Here is a 19,878-nt window from a genome sequence, read left to right as displayed (position 1 = left end):
ACACTGGGAGCGATATGCTTCGAGCATGATCGACTCTTCGGGCAACCCGACACGCAATTTCGCCGAAGTACTCGAGCGTCTGGCTGACTCCAAGGCTGACATCCCGACGCTCCACCGACTTCTCGAAGCAGTGCTTGTTGTCGGTTCCGGGCTTGATCTCGATCTCACGCTGCAGCGCATCATTATTGCGGCAACCACTGTATTGGATTGCAACTACGGGGCATTGGGCGTGCGGGCACCGGGCGGTGGGCTGGCCGAATTCGTGTACGAGGGCATCGACGAACCGCTGCGGCAGACGATGGGACACTTCCCGGAAGGCCACGGCGTGCTCGGCGTCCTCATGAACGATCCCAAGACTCTGCGTGTTCCGCATCTGGGCGCCCACCCCGCATCTGTCGGATTTCCCGCCAATCATCCGCCGATGGACAGCTTCCTGGGCGCGCCGATCATGATGCGCGGTGAGGTTTTCGGCAGCATCTATCTCACCGAGAAACGTGGTGCGGCAGAGTTCACCGAGGAGGACGAGGTCATCCTCGAAGCGCTTGCCATCGCCGCAGGTATCGCAGCCGAGAACGTAAGGCTGTTCGAGCAGTCTCGGACCCGTGAAAGATGGCTCACCGCAATGTCTGCCATCCGGTCACGATTGCTGGCGGGCGATTCGCTCGACGACAGTCTGCAACTGCTCGCCACCCGTGTGCGCGAGTTGACCGGCATCGACGATGTCATCGTGCTGATCTGCGAGAACGGCTACGCGCAGGTACACACCGCGGTCAGCGCCCGGCCGACATCGCGGGGAGTCCGAGTCCCGGCGAGCCTCTATCCATTCGACGTCATTCGGCAGACTCGACGGTTGCACGTATTCACCGAATTGGGCTCGCTGCTCGACTTGGTCCCGACAGCGGGTAGCGCGGTGCTGGCCCCGATGACGGTTGCATCCGGCGTGGTGGGCGCATTACTGCTCACGTCGGATTCCGCCAGCACTCACTGGGATTCGGACGAACTCACCCGGATCGAGTCGATGGCCGAATTAGGCTCTGTAGCTATCGAATTCGACGAGAAACAACGTGGACAGCGTCTCCTGTCGGTTCTGGCAGATCGCGACCGCATTGCGCGTGACCTGCATGACAACGTCATTCAGCGTCTGTTTGCCAGCGGCATGAGCCTGCAGAGCACCTTGCCCGATTCCGATCTTCCCGACTCAGCGCGTGCCATCGTCACCCGGTCGCTGGAGCAGTTGGACCAAACCGTCCGCGAAATCCGCACCACCATCTTCGATCTCCAGACACCCGCGACCGCGGACTCGACCAGCCTGCGCCGACGCCTCCTCGACGTAATCGGTGACGCCACAGCACAATCAGCAGTCACCCCGAGCGTTCAGTTCTCGGGAGCGATCGACACACTCGTGAAAGCCGGAATCCACCCCCATGCCGAAGCCGTGCTCCGTGAAGGTTTGAGCAACGTTCTGCGACATGCCCAGGCAGACACGATCACCATCTCCGTGACCGCCGACCTCGAATTTGCCATCACCATCGACGACGACGGCAAAGGTATCCCCGTCGGCGTCCACAAGAGCGGCTTGCACAATCTCGAGCGCCGCGCTGAACATTGTGGTGGCACATGCACAATCGGCAACCGCAGCCCGAACGGCACCCGCCTGGTGTGGCGGGTACCGCTGAGGCGGCGGAAGCCCTGAACTACTTGTTGCGCAGCTCGGTTGCCAGCACGGCAGCCTGAGTCCTGCGCTGCATACCCAGCTTCGAGAGCAAACGGGTCACGTAGTTCTTGACCGTCTTCTCGGCGAGGAACAGCCTCGCGCCGATCTCTCGATTGGTCAGGCCCTCACCGATGAGGTCGAATACCGCGCGTTCCTGATCGGAGAGTTCCGCCAGCGGATCTGCGGTGCGTTCGCTGCGGATTCGCGCCATCAACGCTTCGGTGGCGCGGCTGTCGAGCAGCGATCCACCCAAGCCGACGGTGCGTACCGCCGCAACAAGATCCGTGCCCAGAATCTGCTTCAGCACAAAGCCGGACGCGCCCGCCATGATGGCGTCGAGCAGCGCTTCGTCGTCCGCATACGACGTCAACATCAGGCACCGCAGGTTCGGCAGCATCGAGCGAAGGTCGCGACACAATTCAACGCCGTTGCCGTCGGCCAGTCGCACGTCCAGAACCGCGACATCGACATTGCTCTTGGGGATAACGGCCATCGCCTCCCCTACCGACGACGCTTCCCCGACCACCTCGAAATCCTCGACGCCGCCGAGCAGATCGAACAGTCCGCGTCGGACGATCTCGTGATCGTCGACCAGGAACACGCGCGTAGTCATCTAAGCCTCTTTCAAGAATCTATTGCCGATCGAAACAACTGTGGTGTCAGTTGACGAGTGTCAGTTCCAGCCGTGTCAGTTCTTGCTGTGGCGCACGATCAACACGGGGCAATCTGCGGTGTGCAGAAGTGCGCGACTGGTCGAGCCCAGAAGCATTCCGGTGAAGCCACCACGTCCGCGGCTACCGACCACCACCAACTGCGCAGTCTCGGCATACTCGCTCAAAACCCGCACCGGGCGATCGCGCGCTACTACACGCTCGACCACAACGTCTGGGTATCGCTCGGTGAATCCGGCCAACTGCTCTGCCAGAACTACTTCTTCGCCGGTCTGGATGCTGCTCCACAACGGGTCGTCCGGAGTGGCGCCCAGTGAAGGCTGCACACTCACGTCGCTCCACACGTTGACGGCGATCAGCGTGGCGCCGCGCGCCGACGCCTGCTCGAATGCGTGCTCGATGGCCTCGATGCTGTTTTCGGAGCCGTCGACACCGACAACAACCGGTCCCTGAGTGGGCGGCTGACCGTCCAGTGTCCGCCCGCGCACGACTGCCACGGGCGATTCACCGTGCGAGACAATCGATACCGTCACCGAACCGACGACAAGTCCGGTGAATTCGCCGTGCCCACGCGGACCTACGGCAACCATGTATGCGCGTTTGGACAATTCGATCAATGAATCGGAGACACTGCCGTCGAGTTGTTCGGTGACTACTTCGAGATCACCGTCGACACTCTGGTGGGCCAGGATCTTGGCGCTGTCGAGTCTGGCACGAGCAGTGCGTCGCAGTTCGTCCTTGAAACTCTCGGCCAGATACGGCTCGGAATAATAGAAGGCCGGAATGTGCACCACCGTTGCAATATGCAGCGGACGCCCCAACACAGCGGCGGTGCGTGCGGCCCACACAACGGCCGACGACGCCGCCTCGGAACCGTCCACAGCTACGACAACTGGTTGGATTGCACTCATTTTCGTCCCTTCAGGATCGACTACAGAACTCTATCTGCCTCCACACTATTGCTCCCACACTATTGCCCAAGTGCGATAAATACGTTTTATCCGCTACGACAGGTCCCGAATCGGACATCTGCTGTGCGCCTTTATTAACCGCGGGGGGTCAATAAAGGCGCACAGCGGTTAATCACAAATGTTCCGGAACTTCTCGATCAGGCCGACACGTCCGGCGCGATCAGCCGCCAACGGAGTGACGTTGAGGGTGGTGACGCCAGATTCTGCAAATGCGGCGACACGTTCACGGACGTAGCTTTCGGGACCGATGAGCGAGACTGCACGGACGAGGTCGTCCGGCACTGCTGCCGCGGCTTCTTCTTTCTTGCCTGCAAGGTAGAGATCTTGGATCTTCTCGGCGGCTTCGGCGTAGCCGTAGCGGACGGCAAGATCGTTGTAGAAGTTCTTTCCCTTGGCTCCCATGCCGCCGATGTAGAGGGCGATGCTGGGACGCACCCAGTCGAGCATGTGGTCGACGTCGTCGCCGATGGCCAGCGCCGGGGAGGCATATACCTGCAGTTCACCGAGGCTGGGGTCGCGCTTCGCCTTGCCCTTGGCGAGGGGCTCGCCCCACACGCTTGCCGCTTTCTCAGGGTGGTAGAAAATCGGCTCCCACCCTTCCGCGATCTCGGCGGTGAGTTCGACGTTCTTCGGGCCGAGGGAAGCGATGAGGATCGGGATGCGCTCGCGAACGGGATGGTTGATGAGCTTGAGCGGCTTGCCCAGGCCGGTGCCCTTCTCGGCGGGTAGCGGCACCTGGTAGTACTTGCCCTGGTACTCGACCTTCTCACGACGCCATACCTGGCGGCAGATTTCGACGACCTCGCGAGTACGGCCGAGAGGGGCGTCGTACTTGACGCCGTGGAAACCTTCGATCACCTGTGGGCCGGACGCGCCAAGGCCCATGACAAATCGTCCGTTGGAGACGAAGTCGAGGCCGGCGGCAGTCATCGCGGTAAGCGACGGCGTGCGGGTGTAGATCTGGAAGATGCCGGAGGCAAGTTCGATGGTTGTCGTCTTCGCGGCCAGGTATCCGAGTTGGCTGACCGCGTCGAACGAGTAGGCCTCCGGGACAAACGCAATGTCCAGACCGGCCTTTTCGAGGTCACCGACTTCTTCGACAGTCTCGGCGAATCCGCCGCTGTAGTTCAAACCCATTCCGATGCGCACGTTCTAACCCCAATCCTCACGATTGCCATGTGTGCGCGAGGCACACCTCTCCTTGAACACTACGGAACATGAGGCCGTATTCATGTGACTGCCCCGTTCATATTCGGTGACCGAAATGAACGGGGCAGGTTCTCACAAGCGCATCGAGAAATCAGGAATCTTCGGGACGAACCACCATCACCGGGCACTGCGCGGAAGCGATCAGTGTGTTGCTGGTGGATCCAAGGAGCATTCCGCGGAATCCGCCGCGGCCTCGGCTACCGACAACGACGAGCTGTGCCCGAGCCGACCACTCGAGCAGGCGGCCACGCGGATTGTCGAGGTAGATCTCACGGCGAACCACGACGTCAGGGTACTTCTCGGACCATCCGGCAAGATTCTCGCTCAATACCGCATGCTCTTCTTCCTCGAGCGATGCCGGTGCCAGCGCGGCAGCGCGGGGATCTTCGAGCGCTGCTGTTCCGAGGTCACTCCAGACGTGGACGGCCACCAGTTCTGCGCCGCGGAACGCCGCTTCCTCGAATGCCGCACCCACAGCCTGCGCGCTCAGCGCACTGCCGTCTACGCCCACGACGACGGGACCATCGGACGGTACGACGCCGTCACGTTCGCGCACAACGATGACGGGACACTTGCCGTGGCTCGCGACACCGACGGCGGTGTTGCCGAGTACCGCGGTGGCGGCTTTTCCGGACGACGATGCTCCCACGACGACCAGACGGGCTTTCGCGGAACTCTCGAGAAGCCACTGCGTCGGGCTACCGATGGCCATCTCGGTGTGAACGGTGACCGTCGGGGCGACCTCGGCGGCAAACTTCTCGGCGTCGCCGAGTACGGCTTTTCCGGCCTCTTCCACCCACTCGTACACGCCACCCGCGTCGATGTACGGGCCGCCGAATCCGTACGGCGCAAAGTCGAGCGCGTGAATGATATCGAGACGCAATTCTCGCTGCGCGGCAATTTTCGCAGCTTCCCGGAGCGCGGTCGACGCGGTGTCCGATCCGTCGATTCCGACGACGACATTGTTGTGTTCGCGTGAACTCATGTGCCCACCTTCCGTAAGAAGTAATCGAGCCACTTCCACTCTAACCATCGCAATTACGACATGGTTTCCGGGTCGAATCCATCCCTGTTTCGATGACCAAGGTCCCCGAAACTGTTGATGGGGAGTTGAATTAGCGAGCCCGAATCAGTCCCACAAGTGAACTGGATTACCGCTGCGCATGTTTTCGATATATGCCCGCATCATCTCGGCAAGAGCGGCAGTTCGATCGAGTCCTGCGGCCTCACCGGCGACGACGCGTCCCCGCTGCCACGCCGCACCGGTTTGCCGGTTGAGACACCGGCCTTCGATGACGCCGAGGTACTTCTCACGCGCTGCACTCGACAACCCGAAGTCGGCCAAGCCTTCGTCCGCGAGGGGAAGTAGCCGTCGCAGGATCAATTCGTCCGCACCGACCCAGCCCATGCCCGGCCAGTACAGCATTGCGTCCAGCCCGTGCTTGGCGCCGATGTGCAGGTTCTCTTCTGCGGCATGGAAAGACATCTGCGACCACAGTGGGCGATCCGCGTTGACGAGCGCCCGCACTGTTCCGTAGTAGAACGCGGCGTTTGCCATGATGTCGAGTACGGTGGGCCCGGCCGGCAGCACTCGATTCTCGATCCGCAAGTGCGGCTTGCCATCCGAGCAGTCGTACACCGGACGATTCCAGCGGTAGACGGTTCCGTTGTGCATCTGGAGTTCTTTCAACTCCGGAATTCCGCCTGCCGCAAGAACCTCCAGGGGATCCGCATCGGAGACGTCTGGTAGCAGCGCCGGGAAGTATCGCGAATTCTCCTCGAAGAGATCGAGAACCGAATGTATCCAGCGTTCCCCGAACCAGACGCGTGGTCGCACTCCCTGATTCTTGAGTTCGAGTGTTCTGGTGTCCGTGGCCTGTTCGAAGATCGGTATCCGAGATTCATGCCACAGCGCCTTGCCTGCCAGGAATGGCGAGTTGGCGGCCAGCGCCACCTGCGGCCCGGCCAGACACTGTGCCGCGTTCCAGTGCGGCGCAAACTCTTCGGGAGAAACCCGAAGGTGCAACTGCATCGACGTGCAGGCCGCCTCGGGAACCACCGAATTGGTATCGGCGCGTAGCACTTCCACTGGCCCACCGGAAAGTGCGACACCCTCTACGTCGAGTTCGATGTCTTCACCACGCGCTGCGAAGATCTGCTCGTTGAGTAATTCGTAGCGCGGATTCGCGGTAATCCACTCGCGGTCGAGGTGCTCGAGCTGGAGCGTCGGCAGCATCCCGATCATCACCATCTCGGCGTCGTGCTCATGGATGCGAGCGTCCGCGATCGCGAGTGAACTGCGCAGTTTTTCTTCGAGCTCGAATGTGTTGTCGCCGGTCAGTGGGCCAGGTTCGACATTCATCTCGACGTTGAACTGCCCGAGCTCCGTTTGAAACACCGCATCGTCGTCGATGGCGTCGAGCACTGCAAGGTTGGACATCGCCGGCAGCATGTCGCCGGCTACGAGGTTGAACTCGATCTCCATTCCCAGCAACGGGTCGGGTTTCTCGACTGCGTCCCGGAAGTCGCCGCGATCGAGCATCTGCTTCATGGCGTCGACGCACAATCGCACCTTCTTGCGGAACACCCGCCGGTCGGCCCTCGTGAACATTCGTGCTTGAACTTCTGCGCCCATATCCGATCCCCCTCCTTCGCTATCAACCACCGAAGGTCGTCTTCCGCAAGGCTAACCGGCCGACTCCCGACCACAACCCGAACCGAGCATGAAAAGACTGCAGGGCACCGGAATTAACTCCGATGCCCTGCAGGTCCGCAAAAGATTTTCCCTACGAGTTGTCCACCCAGGTCACTGCCACGCCGCGCGCCTTCAGCCAGATGGCCGGATCAACCTTGGCGCCGTTTTCCGCAACCTCGAAGTGCAGGTGCGGGCCGGTGGACTGGCCGCGGTTACCGACGGTAGCGATCTGCTGGCCGGCGGCTACGCGCTGGCCCACTGCAACCTGGTAGTCGTTGACGTGTCCGTATGTGGTGACTGCGCCGTCGTCGTGCTGGATGCGCACCCAGAGACCGAAGCCCGAGGCCGGACCGGCGTCGATGACCTGACCGGACGCAGCCGCGAGAACCGGAGTTCCGATCGGGGCCGCGATGTCCAGACCGCCGTGGTGCGCGCCCCAACGGTTACCGAACGTGGAGGTGAGCGTTCCGGAAACAGGCTGAACGGTGCCGCTGTTCGACGAAACCGGGTTGAACGAGCCGGTGAACTGCTGCACCTGTGCGTTCACCTGTGCCACGAGGTCGGGAAGTTCGGGAACCTCGATGCCCGCCGCCGGCGGGAGCCCAAGATTCGACAGCTCGGCTGGGATCTCGATGCCCTCGGGAAGCAATCCCTGCGGAATCTCGAATCCGGCGATGTTCTGGGTGGCCGGGGCTGCCGCTGCGGTGCCTGCACCCATCTGACCTGCGCCGACGAGCAGTGCGCCCGTGGCTGCAGCTACAACACCAGCCTTGACGCCTGCGCCCGGGCCAGCCGACGGAACGCGGTGACGTCCACTCGCTGCGTCTGGATCGATCTCGAATGCAGCAATGGAATTGTCCGTGCGGTGGTGGTCTCCCACAGTTTTTACCCTGTCAGTCGTCGGCTTGCAGCAGTCCTCGAACGAAGCCCGCTCCTCTGTCTTGCCGACGAATGTAACAGTTTGATCAAGGAAACCGCCACCGTTACACGTTCTTGACCAAACTATTTTTCGTCCGTCTGTCGACTCGCATCCAGTTCTGCCCGGAATGCCTCGTATCGCGCGCGGTGCGCGGGCCGGCGACGAATAATCGCCCACGCGATTCCGAGTGCGACAAACCAGATCGGGGTGACGAGCAGCGCCTGCAGCGTGTCGTCCTTGGTGGTCAGTGCCCACAAGATGAACACGAAGAAAGCCAGCACAACCCAGCACATCACGATGCCGCCTGGCATCTTGAACTTCGACGCCTCGTGCAGGTGCGGGCGACGCTTCCGGTACACCAAGTAGCTCGCCAGGATGATCGTCCACACGAACATGAAGAGCAGCGCGGAGATTGTGGTCACAACGGTGAATGCCTCGATCACCGAGTCACCGGAGAACAGCAGGATCAACGACGCGAGCAGGAAGATGCACGAGAACATCAGGGCATTCGCGGGGACCTTGCGCGAGTTCAGCTTGCCGAGGGCCTTCGGTGCGTCGCCCTCCTGAGCCAGGCCGAACACCATGCGTGAGGTCGAGTAGATGCCCGAGTTCGCCGACGATGCCGCCGACGTCAGCACCACGAAGTTGATGACCGATGCGGCGATACCCAAGCCGGCGAGCGTGAACATCGCGACGAACGGACTCTTGTCCGCTTGGATCTCACGCCACGGCGTCACACAGATGATGACGGTCAGTGCGACCACGTAGAACAGCAGCACACGAATGGGGATGGAGTTGATGGCCTTCGGGAGGTTCTTCTCCGGATCCTTGGCCTCGGCCGCCGTCGTACCCACCAATTCGATACCCACAAACGCAAACACTGCGATCTGGAAGCCCGCGACAAACCCCATGAAGCCGGTCGGGAACATGCCGCCGTCGTTCCAGAGATTGTCGACGCCTGAGGTGGCGCCGTTGGGCGCGGTGAACCCGGAGACGACCATCACGATGCCGACGATGATCAAGCTGACGATGGCGATGATCTTGATCAGCGCGAACCAGAACTCGGTTTCACCGAACGCCTTCACCGTCGGCAGATTGAGAAGGAGCAGTGCAGCGATGGTCAGCAGCGCCGGAATCCACGCGGCCAACCCAGGCCACCAGTACTTGAAGTAGCCCGAGATCGCGATCACGTCCGCGATGCCAGTGACGATCCAGCAGAACCAATACGTCCAGCCGGTGAAGAATCCCGCCCACGGCCCCAGGAGATCAGCAGCGAAGTCGGAGAACGACTTGTACGACATATTGGAGAGCAGCAACTCCCCCATCGCCCGCATGACGAAGAAGAGCATGAAGCCGATGATCATGTACACGAAGATCACCGACGGCCCGGCCAGCGAGATCGTCTTGCCCGAACCCATGAACAGGCCGGTGCCGATGGCGCCGCCGATCGCGATCAGCTGGATGTGACGATTGGACAGCTGACGCGACAAGTGGGGGTCGTCACCCGCCGATTTGCTTCGGTCAACGTGGTTCACGTGGTCGGACACGGAGAATCCCCCTGGTCATTCGGCGCGGGCCGAGAGCGACGAACACTGCCCTTCGACACGAACTTCGGAAAATGTGCCCTCCCAAAGTACGCGCGCCCCGCCGCATAATGCGCATCGGAAACCCTGCGCCGATAACCTTGGTCGGTGAACACTGACAGCACCGACTCCCGAAACGGGCATATCGCCGCAACATTGTTCGACTTCTCGGGGACGCTCTTCCGGCTCGAGGAAGATTCCGACTGGGCCGAACATTTTGTCGATCACGCCGGCGAGCCGATGGACGTGCACGCTCAAACCGAGCTGATGCGCCGGATGACCGCTCCGGTCGGGCGAACCGTCGAGATGGACGAAGCGGGACTGTACGCGTGGGAGAACCGTGACCGGGATCCGAAGCTGCACCGTCAGGCTTACCTCGACGTGCTGAGCAAGTCCGGCATGCCAGATCTCGGTCGCGCCGAAGCGCTGTACGGGTTGCTCGTGGACCCGGATCGGTGGACTCCGTACCCGGATACCGGCGAGGTACTGAAGTCACTGTCGGAGAAGGGCATTCGCACCGCAGTCTTGAGCAACATCGCCTTCGACATCCGCCCGGCGTTTGTCGACCGTGGCTGGGACGTGTGGGTCGACGAGTTCGTGTTGTCCTTCGAGGTGGGTGCGGTCAAGCCCGAACCTGCCATATTCGAGCACGCACTTGCGCAACTCGACGTGGACGCCGCCCAGACCTTGATGATCGGAGACAGTGATGTCGCCGACGGTGCCGCACGCGATATCGGGTGCCAGTTCGCTCTCGTCGATCCACTGCCGACGTCCGAACGTCCGCACGCGCTACTCGACGCGGTGCGGAAGTTCGGGCTGATCTGAAAGAACTCAGCCGAACTGGGCGAGCGTGTGGATCTGTTCCCGCGTCGATGGATACAGCGTCAACCACGTTTGATACAAATCCTCGTACATCGCCCGGTTGGCTGCGTTCGGCACTACTTCGTGCGACAGAGTCGTCCAATCGGTATCCGGCGCAACAAGTCCAGTCCCGATCGCAGCCAACAGAGCGTCGCCGTAGCTGGCGCCGATGGTCTGAGTCGGAACCAACTGCGTGTGTCCGGTGATGTCGCTGATCGCCTGTGTCCAGACGCGACTCTTGACGCCACCTCCCACCGCGATCGTGCGCCGGACGAGTTCATCTGTGTCACCGAACATTTCGAGTATCTGACGGATTCCGAAGGCAATACCTTCATAGGTGGCCCGAAACAGATGCCCCCGGCCGTGTCGCAATGACAGTCCGGCAACGACACCTCTGGCTTTGGGGTCGAACACGGGAGTACGTTCGCCGGCGAAGTACGGCAGGATCAACAGCCCTTCGGCGCCGGCGGGCACGGCCGCGGCCTCGGCGAGCAACTGCTCGAATGGTGCATCGCCGGTGAGCTTGTGAAGCCACTCGATCAGACTTCCGGCAGTGGATGTTCCGGCAGCAAGTGCCAAGGTGTCCTTCTGAACGCCCGCGGTTGTCCACAGTGCCGGATTGCTCTGAAACTTCTCGAGTATCTGAACCAGGAACATCGTTGATCCGTACATCAACATGAGATCACCGGGATGACGGGCGCCCACACTGAATCCCTCGGAGAATGCGTCGACCGTTCCCGCGACAACGGGCGTCCCGACGGGCAGTCCGGTCTGCTCGGACGCATCAGCATGTACCAGTCCGACAACATCACTCGGCCATACCAATCGAGGGCATTCGAGATGGCCGAGAACACGATCCAGCCAATCGGATTTCCAGGAAAAGTCCCGAACCGAATAGAGCGGATCACACTGACTGGCCGTGTGATGATCCTGAATGTACTCACCGGTCAGCTTTGCGGCGATGTACGAATTCGACCCGTACCACCGAGTCGCCGCGGCAAAAATCTCCGGTTCATGGATGCGCACCCACTCGATCTTCGGCCCGACGGCCTGACTCGAGAGAAGTTTGCCACCACAATCGAGTATTGCCTTTTCGCCGAACAATTCGGTCAGCGAGGCCACTTCTGCGGATGCTCGACTGTCGATTCCGTATAGAATGGCCGGACGAAGGGGTCGAAGTTCACTGTCGCACAACACAAGTGCCGGGCCGACACCGCTGACACAGACACCTGCAACGTTGGCAGATCTGGGAACTTGTGCCACAAGACGTTTGGAGATCGAACACACCTCGGACCACCACATCTTCTCGGCGTCCACCTCGGCCCACCCGGGCCTGGGCATCGAGATCTGATGGTCGATCTGCTCGGTTGCCAGGACCACGCCGTCCGGGGTGACCAAAACCCCTTTGCTGCTGGCCGTTCCCATGTCCATGCCTACCAACAAGTCCACGAAAGAACCCTAGCTGAGTTGGCCTCCACACACCCTCGGTGAGCTCGCGCAGCGATGCGTAACGTTCCCGAACCTTCGGCGCCGGTGCAGCCTCGAAGCGCCTCTCCTCCGGTTTTGTCCACACCGGTGGACGCTCGCCGCCGAGCAGCGTCCAGGCAGCTTGCCTGCATGCGCCTTCCGCAACATATTCACCAGGATCGGGTATCACAACCGGGACTCCGAGAATTGCCGGCGCAATCTCACAGAGAGCGCGAGACTTCGCTCCGCCTCCTACGAGGAGAACGCGCTTCACCTCGACGCCTTGACGAACCAAATCGTCGACGCCGTCGGCCAAGCCGCACAGGAGCCCTTCGACTGCGGCGCGCGCGAAATGCGCCGGCGTCGAATTTTGGAGCCGAAACCCGTGCATAGCCCCGGTCGCGTCGGGACGGTTGGGGGTTCGTTCACCCTCGAAGTACGGAATCATCACCAGGCCGTCACTCCCGAGCGGGGCGGACAATGCCAAACGAGACAGTTCGTCGTGATCGACGCCGAGAATGGACGCGGTCGCGTCGAGAATCCGGGCGCCGTTGAGTGTGCACACAAGCGGCAGGTGCAGTCCGGTGGCGTCGGCAAAACCGGCAACATTGCCACTCGAATCGTGCGTCGGCGCGGCCGAAACAGCAGACACGACACCGGACGTTCCGATCGAGATGACAACGTCACCGGGAATCGCCCCCAAACCCAGTGCGGCTGCGGCATTGTCACCAGTTCCGGGTCCGATGACCGCGCCGGATCGAGTGATACCGATCTTCTCGTTGGGTGCCGCAACCCGGGGAACCTGTGGTGTTCGATCTCGGAAAGCCAGCGACAGCAGGTCCATCCGGTACTCACGCGTCGCGGCCGCGAAGTACCCCGTTCCACTCGCGTCACCAGCGTCGGTGGCAAGCGCGTCGAGCGAGACCGCGCCGCCCAATTTCCAGGACAGCCAATCGTGTGGAAGACAGACTGCTGCAGTACGATCCGCATTGCCGGGTTCGTGATCCGCCAGCCAGCGCAGCTTGCTCGCGGTGATCGCGGCCACCGGCACAACTCCTACGGCGTCGGCCCACGCCTGTGGACCGCCCAGCTCGTCGACAAGTTCGCTCGCAGCCTGCGCGGAACGAGTGTCGTTCCACAGCAACGCCGGTCGCACCACATCGCCGTCGCCGTCCAAACACACCATGCCGTGTTGTTGCGCGCCCACAGACACAGCGGCGACGTCGTTCAGTCCGCCCGCAGCAGCAATCGCGCTGTCCATGGCCTCCAACCACCGCGCCGGGTCGATCTCGGTGCCTGCAGGATGCGTCGCGCGTCCCTCTCGGACCAATTCACCCGAATCTGCATCACGGACAATGACCTTGCACGACTGAGTCGAGGAATCGATACCGGCTACGAGCGTCACAGCGTGTCCTCTCTGAAGGACCTTCAGCTCGCGACTGCGACCGCGGGCATTCGGTTGCTGCGCTTACGCAGCGATCGCACATATTCTGCGCGTTCGGTCTCCGTCATTCCACCCCAGATGCCGTAAGGCTCGTGAACAGCCAGCGCATGTTCGCGGCACTGCTGAAGAACCGGGCAGCTGGAGCAGATCTTCTTTGCGTTGAGTTCGCGGTTCTCGCGGGCATGCCCACGCTCACCGTCGGGGTGGAAGTACACGGCCGAGTCGTGCCCGCGGCACGCTCCTTGCATCTGCCAGTCCCACACTTCAGTTGTCGGATTCGGCATCGGAAGGTGCTTGTGCATGATGGCGACCTCAATTCTTGATTCTGTGGACTTGATTCAGCGATGAAGAAGAATGTGGGTGGCCTACTGGCCGATCAACTCGACGTCTCGCTGACGCAACCGGTGCGCACACACCGTGGCGAGTTCGCTCGCCGCAGGGGGATCCAGTGCGGCGTTGCCGTTGTCGAGGATGTTCTTCAATCTCCGGAAGTACTCGTGGGGCTCCAGACCGAAGGTGACAAAGATGTCTTCGTCCGGTCCGCCGTCGAACTTCTGCCATTTACGCGCGAAGTCGACAATCTCGTTCTGCGTGTCGGTGCGACTCATCGGGTTCTCCCCTAGGTTCGTGCGCCCTCTGACCTCGTACTGCGACCCACCCGAGAACGCGGTGCCTAGTGAGTCAAGACACAGCCTATGCCCACTTCTGCTTTTTCACAATACCTACTTACGTCTCCAAAAGACTAAAGTAATAAATCTTTTGCATCCTGAAGTAACGCTGAGAGAATGCTTGAATAGAAGGTATGACCCGACCGCCCATCACTCCCGCCACAGCCGGCGAGGTGTTCTCGCTGATCCGCGCAGGTTCCGCGACCACACGAAGCGAAATCGGGAAACTCACGGGACTGTCCCGGACCGCGGTGTCTGCCCGGGTAAGCGCGCTGCAGTCGATCGGCCTGATCGCGGACGACGACGAAGGCCCATCGACAGGTGGCCGTCCGCCTGCCACCTTGACGTTCGACAAGTCCGCTGGATTGGTGCTGGTTGTCGCGATCGGCCGCTCGCGTGCGCAATTGGCCGTCACAGACCTGTCCGGCGCCATCCTCACCGCGGAAGACATCGACAAATCGGTGGGCGTCGGGCCCGACGAACTGATGCCTGAGATCGCTGATCACTTGACGTCATTGCTGGCCCGAATCGGCCGCCCGCCTTCCGAAGTCATCGGAGTCGGGCTCAGCATCCCCGGGACGGTCGACGTCGCAGCCGGAGCCAGTCTCGATTCACCGATGATGTCGGGCTGGGACGGTGTTGCCCTTGCTCCCTACCTTGCATCGGTCACAGACGCGCCGCTGTTCGCCGACAACGACGCCAACGTCATGGCACTCGCGGAACTCAGCGAAAGGCGTGAAAGCGCACCGAATCTACTCATGATCAAAGCCTCAACCGGCCTTGGCGCGGGCATCGTTCTCGGCGGTGTACTACAACGCGGTTCACTCGGCGCCGCCGGCGAGATCGGGCACACCAAAACCGCTGCCGCCAAGGACATCCAATGCCGCTGCGGTGACGTGGGTTGCGTCGAAACCGTCGCCAGCGGTTGGGCTCTCGTACATGCACTCGAAGCCCAGGGCCGGGACGTCGGCCACGTCCGCGACGTCGTTCGGCTGGCCCTCGACGGCGACGGCGAAGCACGCCGATTGATCCGAACCAGCGGACGGCTCATCGGCGACGTGATCTCCGGCGCTGTCAATCTCCTCAACCCGGAAGTGCTTGTCATCGGCGGCGACATGGCCGAAGCCGACGAACTCTTCCTTGCCGGACTTCGAGAATCGGTCTACGGCAACGCAACTGCACTCGCCACACGCTCACTGCACATCGTGTCCGTCAGCCACGGGGCGCAATCAGGAATCCTCGGGTGCGCCGTCCTGGTACTCGACAATCTCCTGAGTCCGCGGGAAATCGACTTGAGGATTGCCGGCGCCGCCCGCTGAGGTTCGACGACGCCCGCGCAGGTCCAATACTGCGGGCGCCTGTCGGCTTCGCGCCGTATGGGTTGTGCCGCTACACTGACTACCGCAGCTACGACGCCCAAGGCCCAACGCCAACCGGTCAAGTAGCGGCACCAGCCCAACCGGCAAGCGAAAACCGCAGTACAACACGGTTTTCATGCTTTACGGATGAGCTCCCCGCCCTCGTAGCTCAGGGGATAGAGCATTCCTCTCCTAAAGGAAGGGTCGCAGGTTCGAATCCTGCCGAGGGCACATTTATGCCCTTTCATCCAGGTCATAACATGTGCGCGACCTGCAACTCCGCCTAACCCGAGATCTCAACGAGTTGAAACGACGCGAACTGATCATTCGCGATGGATCGAAATTCCGGGCAAACTACGGGATCATTCGAGCGTTCCTCCCTGCGGTCGCCAGAGTGGACGAGTAGTTCGGACTGCACGACAAAAAGCCCCATCCCGCGCCAGAGAGATGGGGCTTTTCGGTCGTGGCAGCCTTACCGGCGCGGCATAACGAGCAATTCTGGGCGGATCAACAAGGGGCGAATCTGGCGTGACCTGCCGAGCGGGTCAGCCCGCGTCAAATCAATCTGCGCTCTAACATTGGGCAGTGGACATACACAAGCACGAGGGTCAGCCTCGCATCTCCGGGCGTCAACTCTCGTACGTCGCCTTCGCAGTGATCGTCATCGCGTACCTGGCAATTATTCAGTTCGGCGGCCGCCTCATCGCGGGTTGGAGCAACGAGGACGACACACTAACCACCCGTGGAGTCATCTTCACGATGGTGATCCCCTTGGGACTCGCCCTCATCTTTACCTACGGCGTCATCGCAGCTCTGGGTTGGTGGCGTCCAGTGCTCAAGGATGACCGACCGGTGAACCGCTGGGTGTGGGTCGTTCCTGCCATCCTGCTCGTCGCGATCCTCGTGGGCATCGACTACAGCGCACTCGCAGAGAAAGGCTGGCTGTTTGTCCTTGTCCTACTAATTGCCACGCAATTCGTCGGCTGGGGCGAAGAAGGAATGTTCCGCGGCATCGGAGTGACCATGCTGCGCAACCACGGACTCCGCGAAGGCCAGGTAGCCCTGTGGTCCAGTCTCATCTTCGGCGCCGTCCACCTCTCCAACGTCTTCGGACACGGCGCTTCCGCTGTCCCACAAGCAATCATTGTCAGCCTCGCTGGATACTTCTTCTACCTCACACGCCGAGTTTCGGGCAGTAACGCCCTGAACTCCGTACTCCACGGACTTTTCGACTTTGCTCTCATCAGCGGCAGCATCATCCTGTTGGACCAAACGTCGTACGTGGGCGCCTTCGCGCCAATCCTGGCCTACCCCATCATCGCCATTGTCCTACTCGTCAAACGGCACAAGATCGAACCTTCACAACCCACCGACAATCAGACGATCGCATCCAGCACCTAGACAGATCCTTCCCTGACGCGGCGCACCGGATCCATACCGATTCGCTCCAGCGCGAGTTGTCCGTCTCCCTCGCCGCCTAAACTGCCTGCATTCAATTTTGAACCCGCGACAGGAAGGGTCGCAGGTTCAAATCCTGACGAGGGCACCAGATGGGATTCTCGTTTCACCCATTCCGGGCCGCATGTCATGCTGAAACCATGACGCCCTCAGCCGCCATGAGTACTCCCCCGAAGAACATGTCTTTGATCCCGGGCGGAACCTTCTGGATGGGTTCCGAGGACTTCTACCCGGAAGAACGCCCCGTTCACCAGGTGAGCGTCGACAGTTTCTGGATGGATACGACGGCCGTCACCGTGGCCGAGTTCCGCCGATTCGTCAAAGCAACAGGACACGTCACGACTGCGGAGAGCGCGCCCGATCCTGCCGACTACCCCGATGCCGACCCGGCACTGCTGGTGCCTGGTTCTCTGGTCTTCCACTCACCGCCAGGACCGGTCTCCTTGGACGACTACACCCAGTGGTGGACCTTCACACCCGGCGCGGATTGGCGGCACCCGGAGGGCCCGAGTAGCAATGTCGGTGGTCGCGAGAAACATCCCGTGACACACGTGTCGTACTTCGACGCGCAGGCATATGCCCAGTGGGCCGGCAAGGAACTTCCCACCGAAGCGGAGTGGGAGTACGCGGCGCGCGGTGGCCTCGACCGCAAGGCTTACGTGTGGGGCGACGAGGACTCTCCTGGCGGAAAGCCCGGTGGCAACGTGTGGCAAGGCCAGTTCCCGTGGGAGAACCTGCTCGAAGACGGCTACGAACGCACCGCTCCCGTTGGTAAATTCCGCCCAAACGGCTACGGCCTCCTCGATATGGCCGGCAACGTCTGGGAATGGACAGCGGATCACTACACGTCCGACCACGCCCACAGCACCAAGAATCTGGCACCGGCCACCTCGTGCTGCATCCCTCGCAATCCGCGCGCCGAGCTTGCAACGGAAACCGTTGCGGGAGAATCCTATCCGCTGCGAGTTATCAAAGGTGGGTCACATCTGTGTGCACCCAACTACTGCCTGCGCTACCGGCCGGCCGCGCGGCAGAGCGAGTCCGAAGAGTCCTCGACCTGCCACGTCGGCTTCCGGTGCGTCGTGCGAATTCCGCAGGAGTAGATCAGAAGGGTGCGTCGCCGAGAATCGCGACGCGCTCCATGATCCGTCGATGCGGGAAGTAGTCACTGGCAGCGTAGTGCTGCGTTGCCCGGTTATCCCAGAACGCAATGGAATTGGCTGCCCACTTGAAACGGCACTGGAAATCCGGAACCTTGACCTGCGCGAACAGCAGGTTGAGCAGGTCGTTGCCTTCCTGCGGATCCATGTCCGGAATATGCGTGGTGAAGAGGCTGTTCACAAACAGCGTTTTGCGGCCCGTCTCGGGGTGCTTGCGCACCATCGGATGCAGGACCGGCGGGTACTGCTCCTTCATCTTCTCGAGCTTTTCGGGCGACATGCTGCGGCCGAAGGACGGAACGAAGTCGTGGACCGCCTCGCGTCCGTCGATCAGCTCCTTGACCTCGTCAGGAAGGCAATCGAACGCGTTGCCCATGTCGGCCCACAGGGTGTCGCCACCGGCCGGCGGAACATCGATCGCACGCAGGACAGAGCCTAGCGGCGGTGTCTTCGTCCAGGTCACGTCGACGTGCCAGATGTTTTCGGTGCCTGGGCTGTCCTCGCCGCGTTCGAATCGAACCACGGCCGGAACTTCACCCTGTGGGAGCAGTGGGTGAACTTCGAGTTCGCCCCAATTGCTGGCAAAGTCACGGTGATTGAGACTCGAGATGTTCTGGTCGCGGAAGAACACAACCTTCCATTCGAGCAATGCACGACGAACGTCGTCGATCTGCTCGGCCGACGGATCACGCAGATCGATGTTGCTGATCTCAGCGCCGATGAACGGTGTGACCGGGGTGAGAGTGAAACGCTCGTACGGCATCGACTCGACACCTTCGGGATTACGACGCATCCCGCGAGGACCGAATTCGATTGTGTGATTGCCGATTTGAACTGTACGAGACGACGTGAGTGCAGCCATGGAAATAGCTCCGTTTCGATTTACGTGTTGACTCGCGCATCAGTGGACTGCGCGATCTTGCTTCGGGTTCGTGTGTGCTCACTCTGCGGAGCCAGCAGTGCCGCCACCATGAGGTCGACCAGATGGTCGACAGTTGTGTCGAAATCCGCCTTCACCACGGGATTTCCCTCTTCACGCCGCTGCTCGAAAACAGCAAGCGCGGCGACGGTCATGTTGGACATCAGGTCGATCCGCTCGACAGCGACACGACGCGAGAGGTGGTTCAGTGCCCGTGTCAGCCGCGAGACAACTTCGTTGTTCGCCTCGCTGACCTCACGGAACTCGACACTTTGTGTATCGACCGAGGGCGAGACCCTGGCGATGAACCGCGCATAGTTCGATCCGTCGGCAGTGGCAAGGAAATCTGCAAGAGGGTAAATGAACGCCTCGACCAAAGCTCGAACCGTATCCGTACGCCCACTCGAGTCGATGTCGTCGAGGTACGTCAGACGCGCAATGTTGATCTGACCCATCCGATACCGGAACACGGCCAGCACCAAGCCGTCCCGACCACCGAAGTGATACTGAACCGCAGAGTTGTTGCGTTGCCCCGCTGCTGCCGCGACATCGCGCATCGACACCTCGTGAATGCCACGTTCGGCAAACATGCGTTCTGCGACGGCGATCATTGCACTCTTGGCATCTGACGAGCTGGGCATGAGATGGAGCATATAAGTCAGTGCCTTAAAACTGCAACCCCAATTGCCGTCCGCCTTTATTAACCGCCGGGGGTTAACAAAGGCGCACAGCGGGGACGGAATCCCACTCAACGAGAACTTGCCATTGAATGCGACATCGG

17 protein-coding genes, 1 tRNA gene and 1 pseudogene are annotated in these 19,878 nt (G+C 61.2%); 6 read left to right on the top strand and 13 right to left on the bottom strand.

What is annotated here, in order from left to right; genetic code table 11:
* Positions 1-25: 25 nt before the first annotated feature.
* Positions 26-1,693, top strand: a complete 1,668-nt coding sequence (locus R4P64_RS19345) for a GAF domain-containing protein (RefSeq protein ID WP_045069158.1) — start codon at positions 26-28, stop codon at positions 1,691-1,693.
* Between the two features lies 1 nt (position 1,694).
* Here the strand turns inward: R4P64_RS19345 and R4P64_RS19340 are convergent, their stop codons facing one another.
* The 7 genes from R4P64_RS19340 to cycA all read right to left on the bottom strand — a co-directional run bounded on the left by R4P64_RS19340 (position 1,695) and on the right by cycA (position 9,726).
* Entirely contained in the window at positions 1,695-2,327 is a 633-nt protein-coding gene (locus R4P64_RS19340) for a response regulator (RefSeq protein WP_033234187.1), read from the bottom strand.
* A 75-nt stretch (positions 2,328-2,402) separates the two neighbouring features.
* Positions 2,403-3,296, bottom strand: coding sequence for a universal stress protein (locus R4P64_RS19335; protein WP_033234186.1), 894 nt, complete (start codon positions 3,294-3,296; stop codon positions 2,403-2,405).
* A 168-nt stretch (positions 3,297-3,464) separates the two neighbouring features.
* Complete coding sequence (locus R4P64_RS19330; RefSeq protein WP_033234185.1) at positions 3,465-4,505, bottom strand: LLM class F420-dependent oxidoreductase; 1,041 nt, start codon at positions 4,503-4,505, stop codon at positions 3,465-3,467.
* Between the two features lie 151 nt (positions 4,506-4,656).
* Positions 4,657-5,550, bottom strand: coding sequence for a universal stress protein (locus tag R4P64_RS19325; protein WP_317822254.1), 894 nt, complete (start codon positions 5,548-5,550; stop codon positions 4,657-4,659).
* Between the two features lie 144 nt (positions 5,551-5,694).
* Positions 5,695-7,200, bottom strand: coding sequence for a glutamate-cysteine ligase family protein (locus R4P64_RS19320; protein WP_033234183.1), 1,506 nt, complete (start codon positions 7,198-7,200; stop codon positions 5,695-5,697).
* Positions 7,201-7,351: 151 nt separating this feature from the next.
* Positions 7,352-8,140 (bottom strand): M23 family metallopeptidase, encoded by a 789-nt coding sequence (locus tag R4P64_RS19315; protein WP_033234182.1) that lies wholly within the window; start codon positions 8,138-8,140, stop codon positions 7,352-7,354.
* 122 nt (positions 8,141-8,262) lie between these two features.
* On the bottom strand, positions 8,263-9,726 hold the full coding sequence (cycA, locus tag R4P64_RS19310; RefSeq protein WP_033234181.1) for a D-serine/D-alanine/glycine transporter: 1,464 nt from the start codon (positions 9,724-9,726) through the stop codon (positions 8,263-8,265).
* 144 nt (positions 9,727-9,870) lie between these two features.
* Here cycA and R4P64_RS19305 point away from each other — a divergent pair, with 144 nt between their 5' ends.
* Positions 9,871-10,587, top strand: coding sequence for an HAD family hydrolase (locus R4P64_RS19305; RefSeq protein WP_033234180.1), 717 nt, complete (start codon positions 9,871-9,873; stop codon positions 10,585-10,587).
* A gap of 6 nt (positions 10,588-10,593) precedes the next feature.
* Here the strand turns inward: R4P64_RS19305 and R4P64_RS19300 are convergent, their stop codons facing one another.
* The 4 genes and pseudogenes from R4P64_RS19300 to R4P64_RS19285 all read right to left on the bottom strand — a co-directional run bounded on the left by R4P64_RS19300 (position 10,594) and on the right by R4P64_RS19285 (position 14,142).
* Positions 10,594-12,072, bottom strand: a complete 1,479-nt coding sequence (locus tag R4P64_RS19300) for an FGGY-family carbohydrate kinase (protein ID WP_317822250.1) — start codon at positions 12,070-12,072, stop codon at positions 10,594-10,596.
* A gap of 31 nt (positions 12,073-12,103) precedes the next feature.
* Positions 12,104-13,495, bottom strand: a pseudogene (gene xylB, locus R4P64_RS19295) (xylulokinase); the annotation flags it as partial.
* A gap of 23 nt (positions 13,496-13,518) precedes the next feature.
* On the bottom strand, positions 13,519-13,836 hold the full coding sequence (locus tag R4P64_RS19290) for a WhiB family transcriptional regulator (RefSeq protein ID WP_033234177.1): 318 nt from the start codon (positions 13,834-13,836) through the stop codon (positions 13,519-13,521).
* A 63-nt stretch (positions 13,837-13,899) separates the two neighbouring features.
* Positions 13,900-14,142, bottom strand: a complete 243-nt coding sequence (locus tag R4P64_RS19285) for a DUF3263 domain-containing protein (RefSeq protein WP_045069145.1) — start codon at positions 14,140-14,142, stop codon at positions 13,900-13,902.
* A gap of 194 nt (positions 14,143-14,336) precedes the next feature.
* On the opposite strand from R4P64_RS19285, the gene R4P64_RS19280 reads away from it, so the two are divergent.
* The 4 genes from R4P64_RS19280 (at position 14,337) to R4P64_RS19265 (ending at position 18,121) form a co-directional block, all read left to right on the top strand.
* On the top strand, positions 14,337-15,521 hold the full coding sequence (locus R4P64_RS19280) for an ROK family protein (protein ID WP_141486365.1): 1,185 nt from the start codon (positions 14,337-14,339) through the stop codon (positions 15,519-15,521).
* Positions 15,522-15,718: 197 nt separating this feature from the next.
* Positions 15,719-15,791, top strand: a tRNA-Arg gene (locus R4P64_RS19275).
* Between the two features lie 354 nt (positions 15,792-16,145).
* Positions 16,146-16,961 (top strand): CPBP family intramembrane glutamic endopeptidase, encoded by an 816-nt coding sequence (locus R4P64_RS19270; RefSeq protein ID WP_233364313.1) that lies wholly within the window; start codon positions 16,146-16,148, stop codon positions 16,959-16,961.
* Between the two features lie 197 nt (positions 16,962-17,158).
* Positions 17,159-18,121 (top strand): formylglycine-generating enzyme family protein, encoded by a 963-nt coding sequence (locus R4P64_RS19265; protein ID WP_317822248.1) that lies wholly within the window; start codon positions 17,159-17,161, stop codon positions 18,119-18,121.
* Position 18,122: 1 nt separating this feature from the next.
* Here R4P64_RS19265 and R4P64_RS19260 read toward each other — a convergent pair whose 3' ends face one another.
* Entirely contained in the window at positions 18,123-19,040 is a 918-nt protein-coding gene (locus R4P64_RS19260) for a TauD/TfdA dioxygenase family protein (RefSeq protein ID WP_033234173.1), read from the bottom strand.
* A 20-nt stretch (positions 19,041-19,060) separates the two neighbouring features.
* Positions 19,061-19,738 (bottom strand): TetR family transcriptional regulator, encoded by a 678-nt coding sequence (locus R4P64_RS19255; RefSeq protein WP_033234383.1) that lies wholly within the window; start codon positions 19,736-19,738, stop codon positions 19,061-19,063.
* Positions 19,739-19,878: the final 140 nt, after the last annotated feature.

The sequence above is a fragment of the Rhodococcus sp. IEGM 1366 genome (genome assembly GCF_033142425.1).
GTDB lineage: Bacteria > Actinomycetota > Actinomycetes > Mycobacteriales > Mycobacteriaceae > Rhodococcus_F > Rhodococcus_F globerula.
This window is presented reverse-complemented; position numbering and strand designations above follow the sequence as displayed.

Bases quoted from the DNA above. Each gene is read 5' to 3' on its own strand.
- R4P64_RS19265 (WP_317822248.1), top strand. From the start codon at position 17,159: ATGACGCCCTCAGCCGCCATGAGTACTCCCCCGAAGAACATGTCTTTG.
- R4P64_RS19335 (WP_033234186.1), bottom strand. From the start codon at position 3,296: ATGAGTGCAATCCAACCAGTTGTCGTAGCTGTGGACGGTTCCGAGGCG.
- R4P64_RS19280 (WP_141486365.1), top strand. From the start codon at position 14,337: ATGACCCGACCGCCCATCACTCCCGCCACAGCCGGCGAGGTGTTCTCG.
- R4P64_RS19260 (WP_033234173.1), bottom strand. From the start codon at position 19,040: ATGGCTGCACTCACGTCGTCTCGTACAGTTCAAATCGGCAATCACACA.
- R4P64_RS19320 (WP_033234183.1), bottom strand. From the start codon at position 7,200: ATGGGCGCAGAAGTTCAAGCACGAATGTTCACGAGGGCCGACCGGCGG.
- R4P64_RS19345 (WP_045069158.1), top strand. From the start codon at position 26: ATGATCGACTCTTCGGGCAACCCGACACGCAATTTCGCCGAAGTACTC.
- R4P64_RS19285 (WP_045069145.1), bottom strand. From the start codon at position 14,142: ATGAGTCGCACCGACACGCAGAACGAGATTGTCGACTTCGCGCGTAAA.
- R4P64_RS19340 (WP_033234187.1), bottom strand. From the start codon at position 2,327: ATGACTACGCGCGTGTTCCTGGTCGACGATCACGAGATCGTCCGACGC.
- R4P64_RS19255 (WP_033234383.1), bottom strand. From the start codon at position 19,738: ATGCCCAGCTCGTCAGATGCCAAGAGTGCAATGATCGCCGTCGCAGAA.
- R4P64_RS19325 (WP_317822254.1), bottom strand. From the start codon at position 5,550: ATGAGTTCACGCGAACACAACAATGTCGTCGTCGGAATCGACGGATCG.
- R4P64_RS19290 (WP_033234177.1), bottom strand. From the start codon at position 13,836: ATGCACAAGCACCTTCCGATGCCGAATCCGACAACTGAAGTGTGGGAC.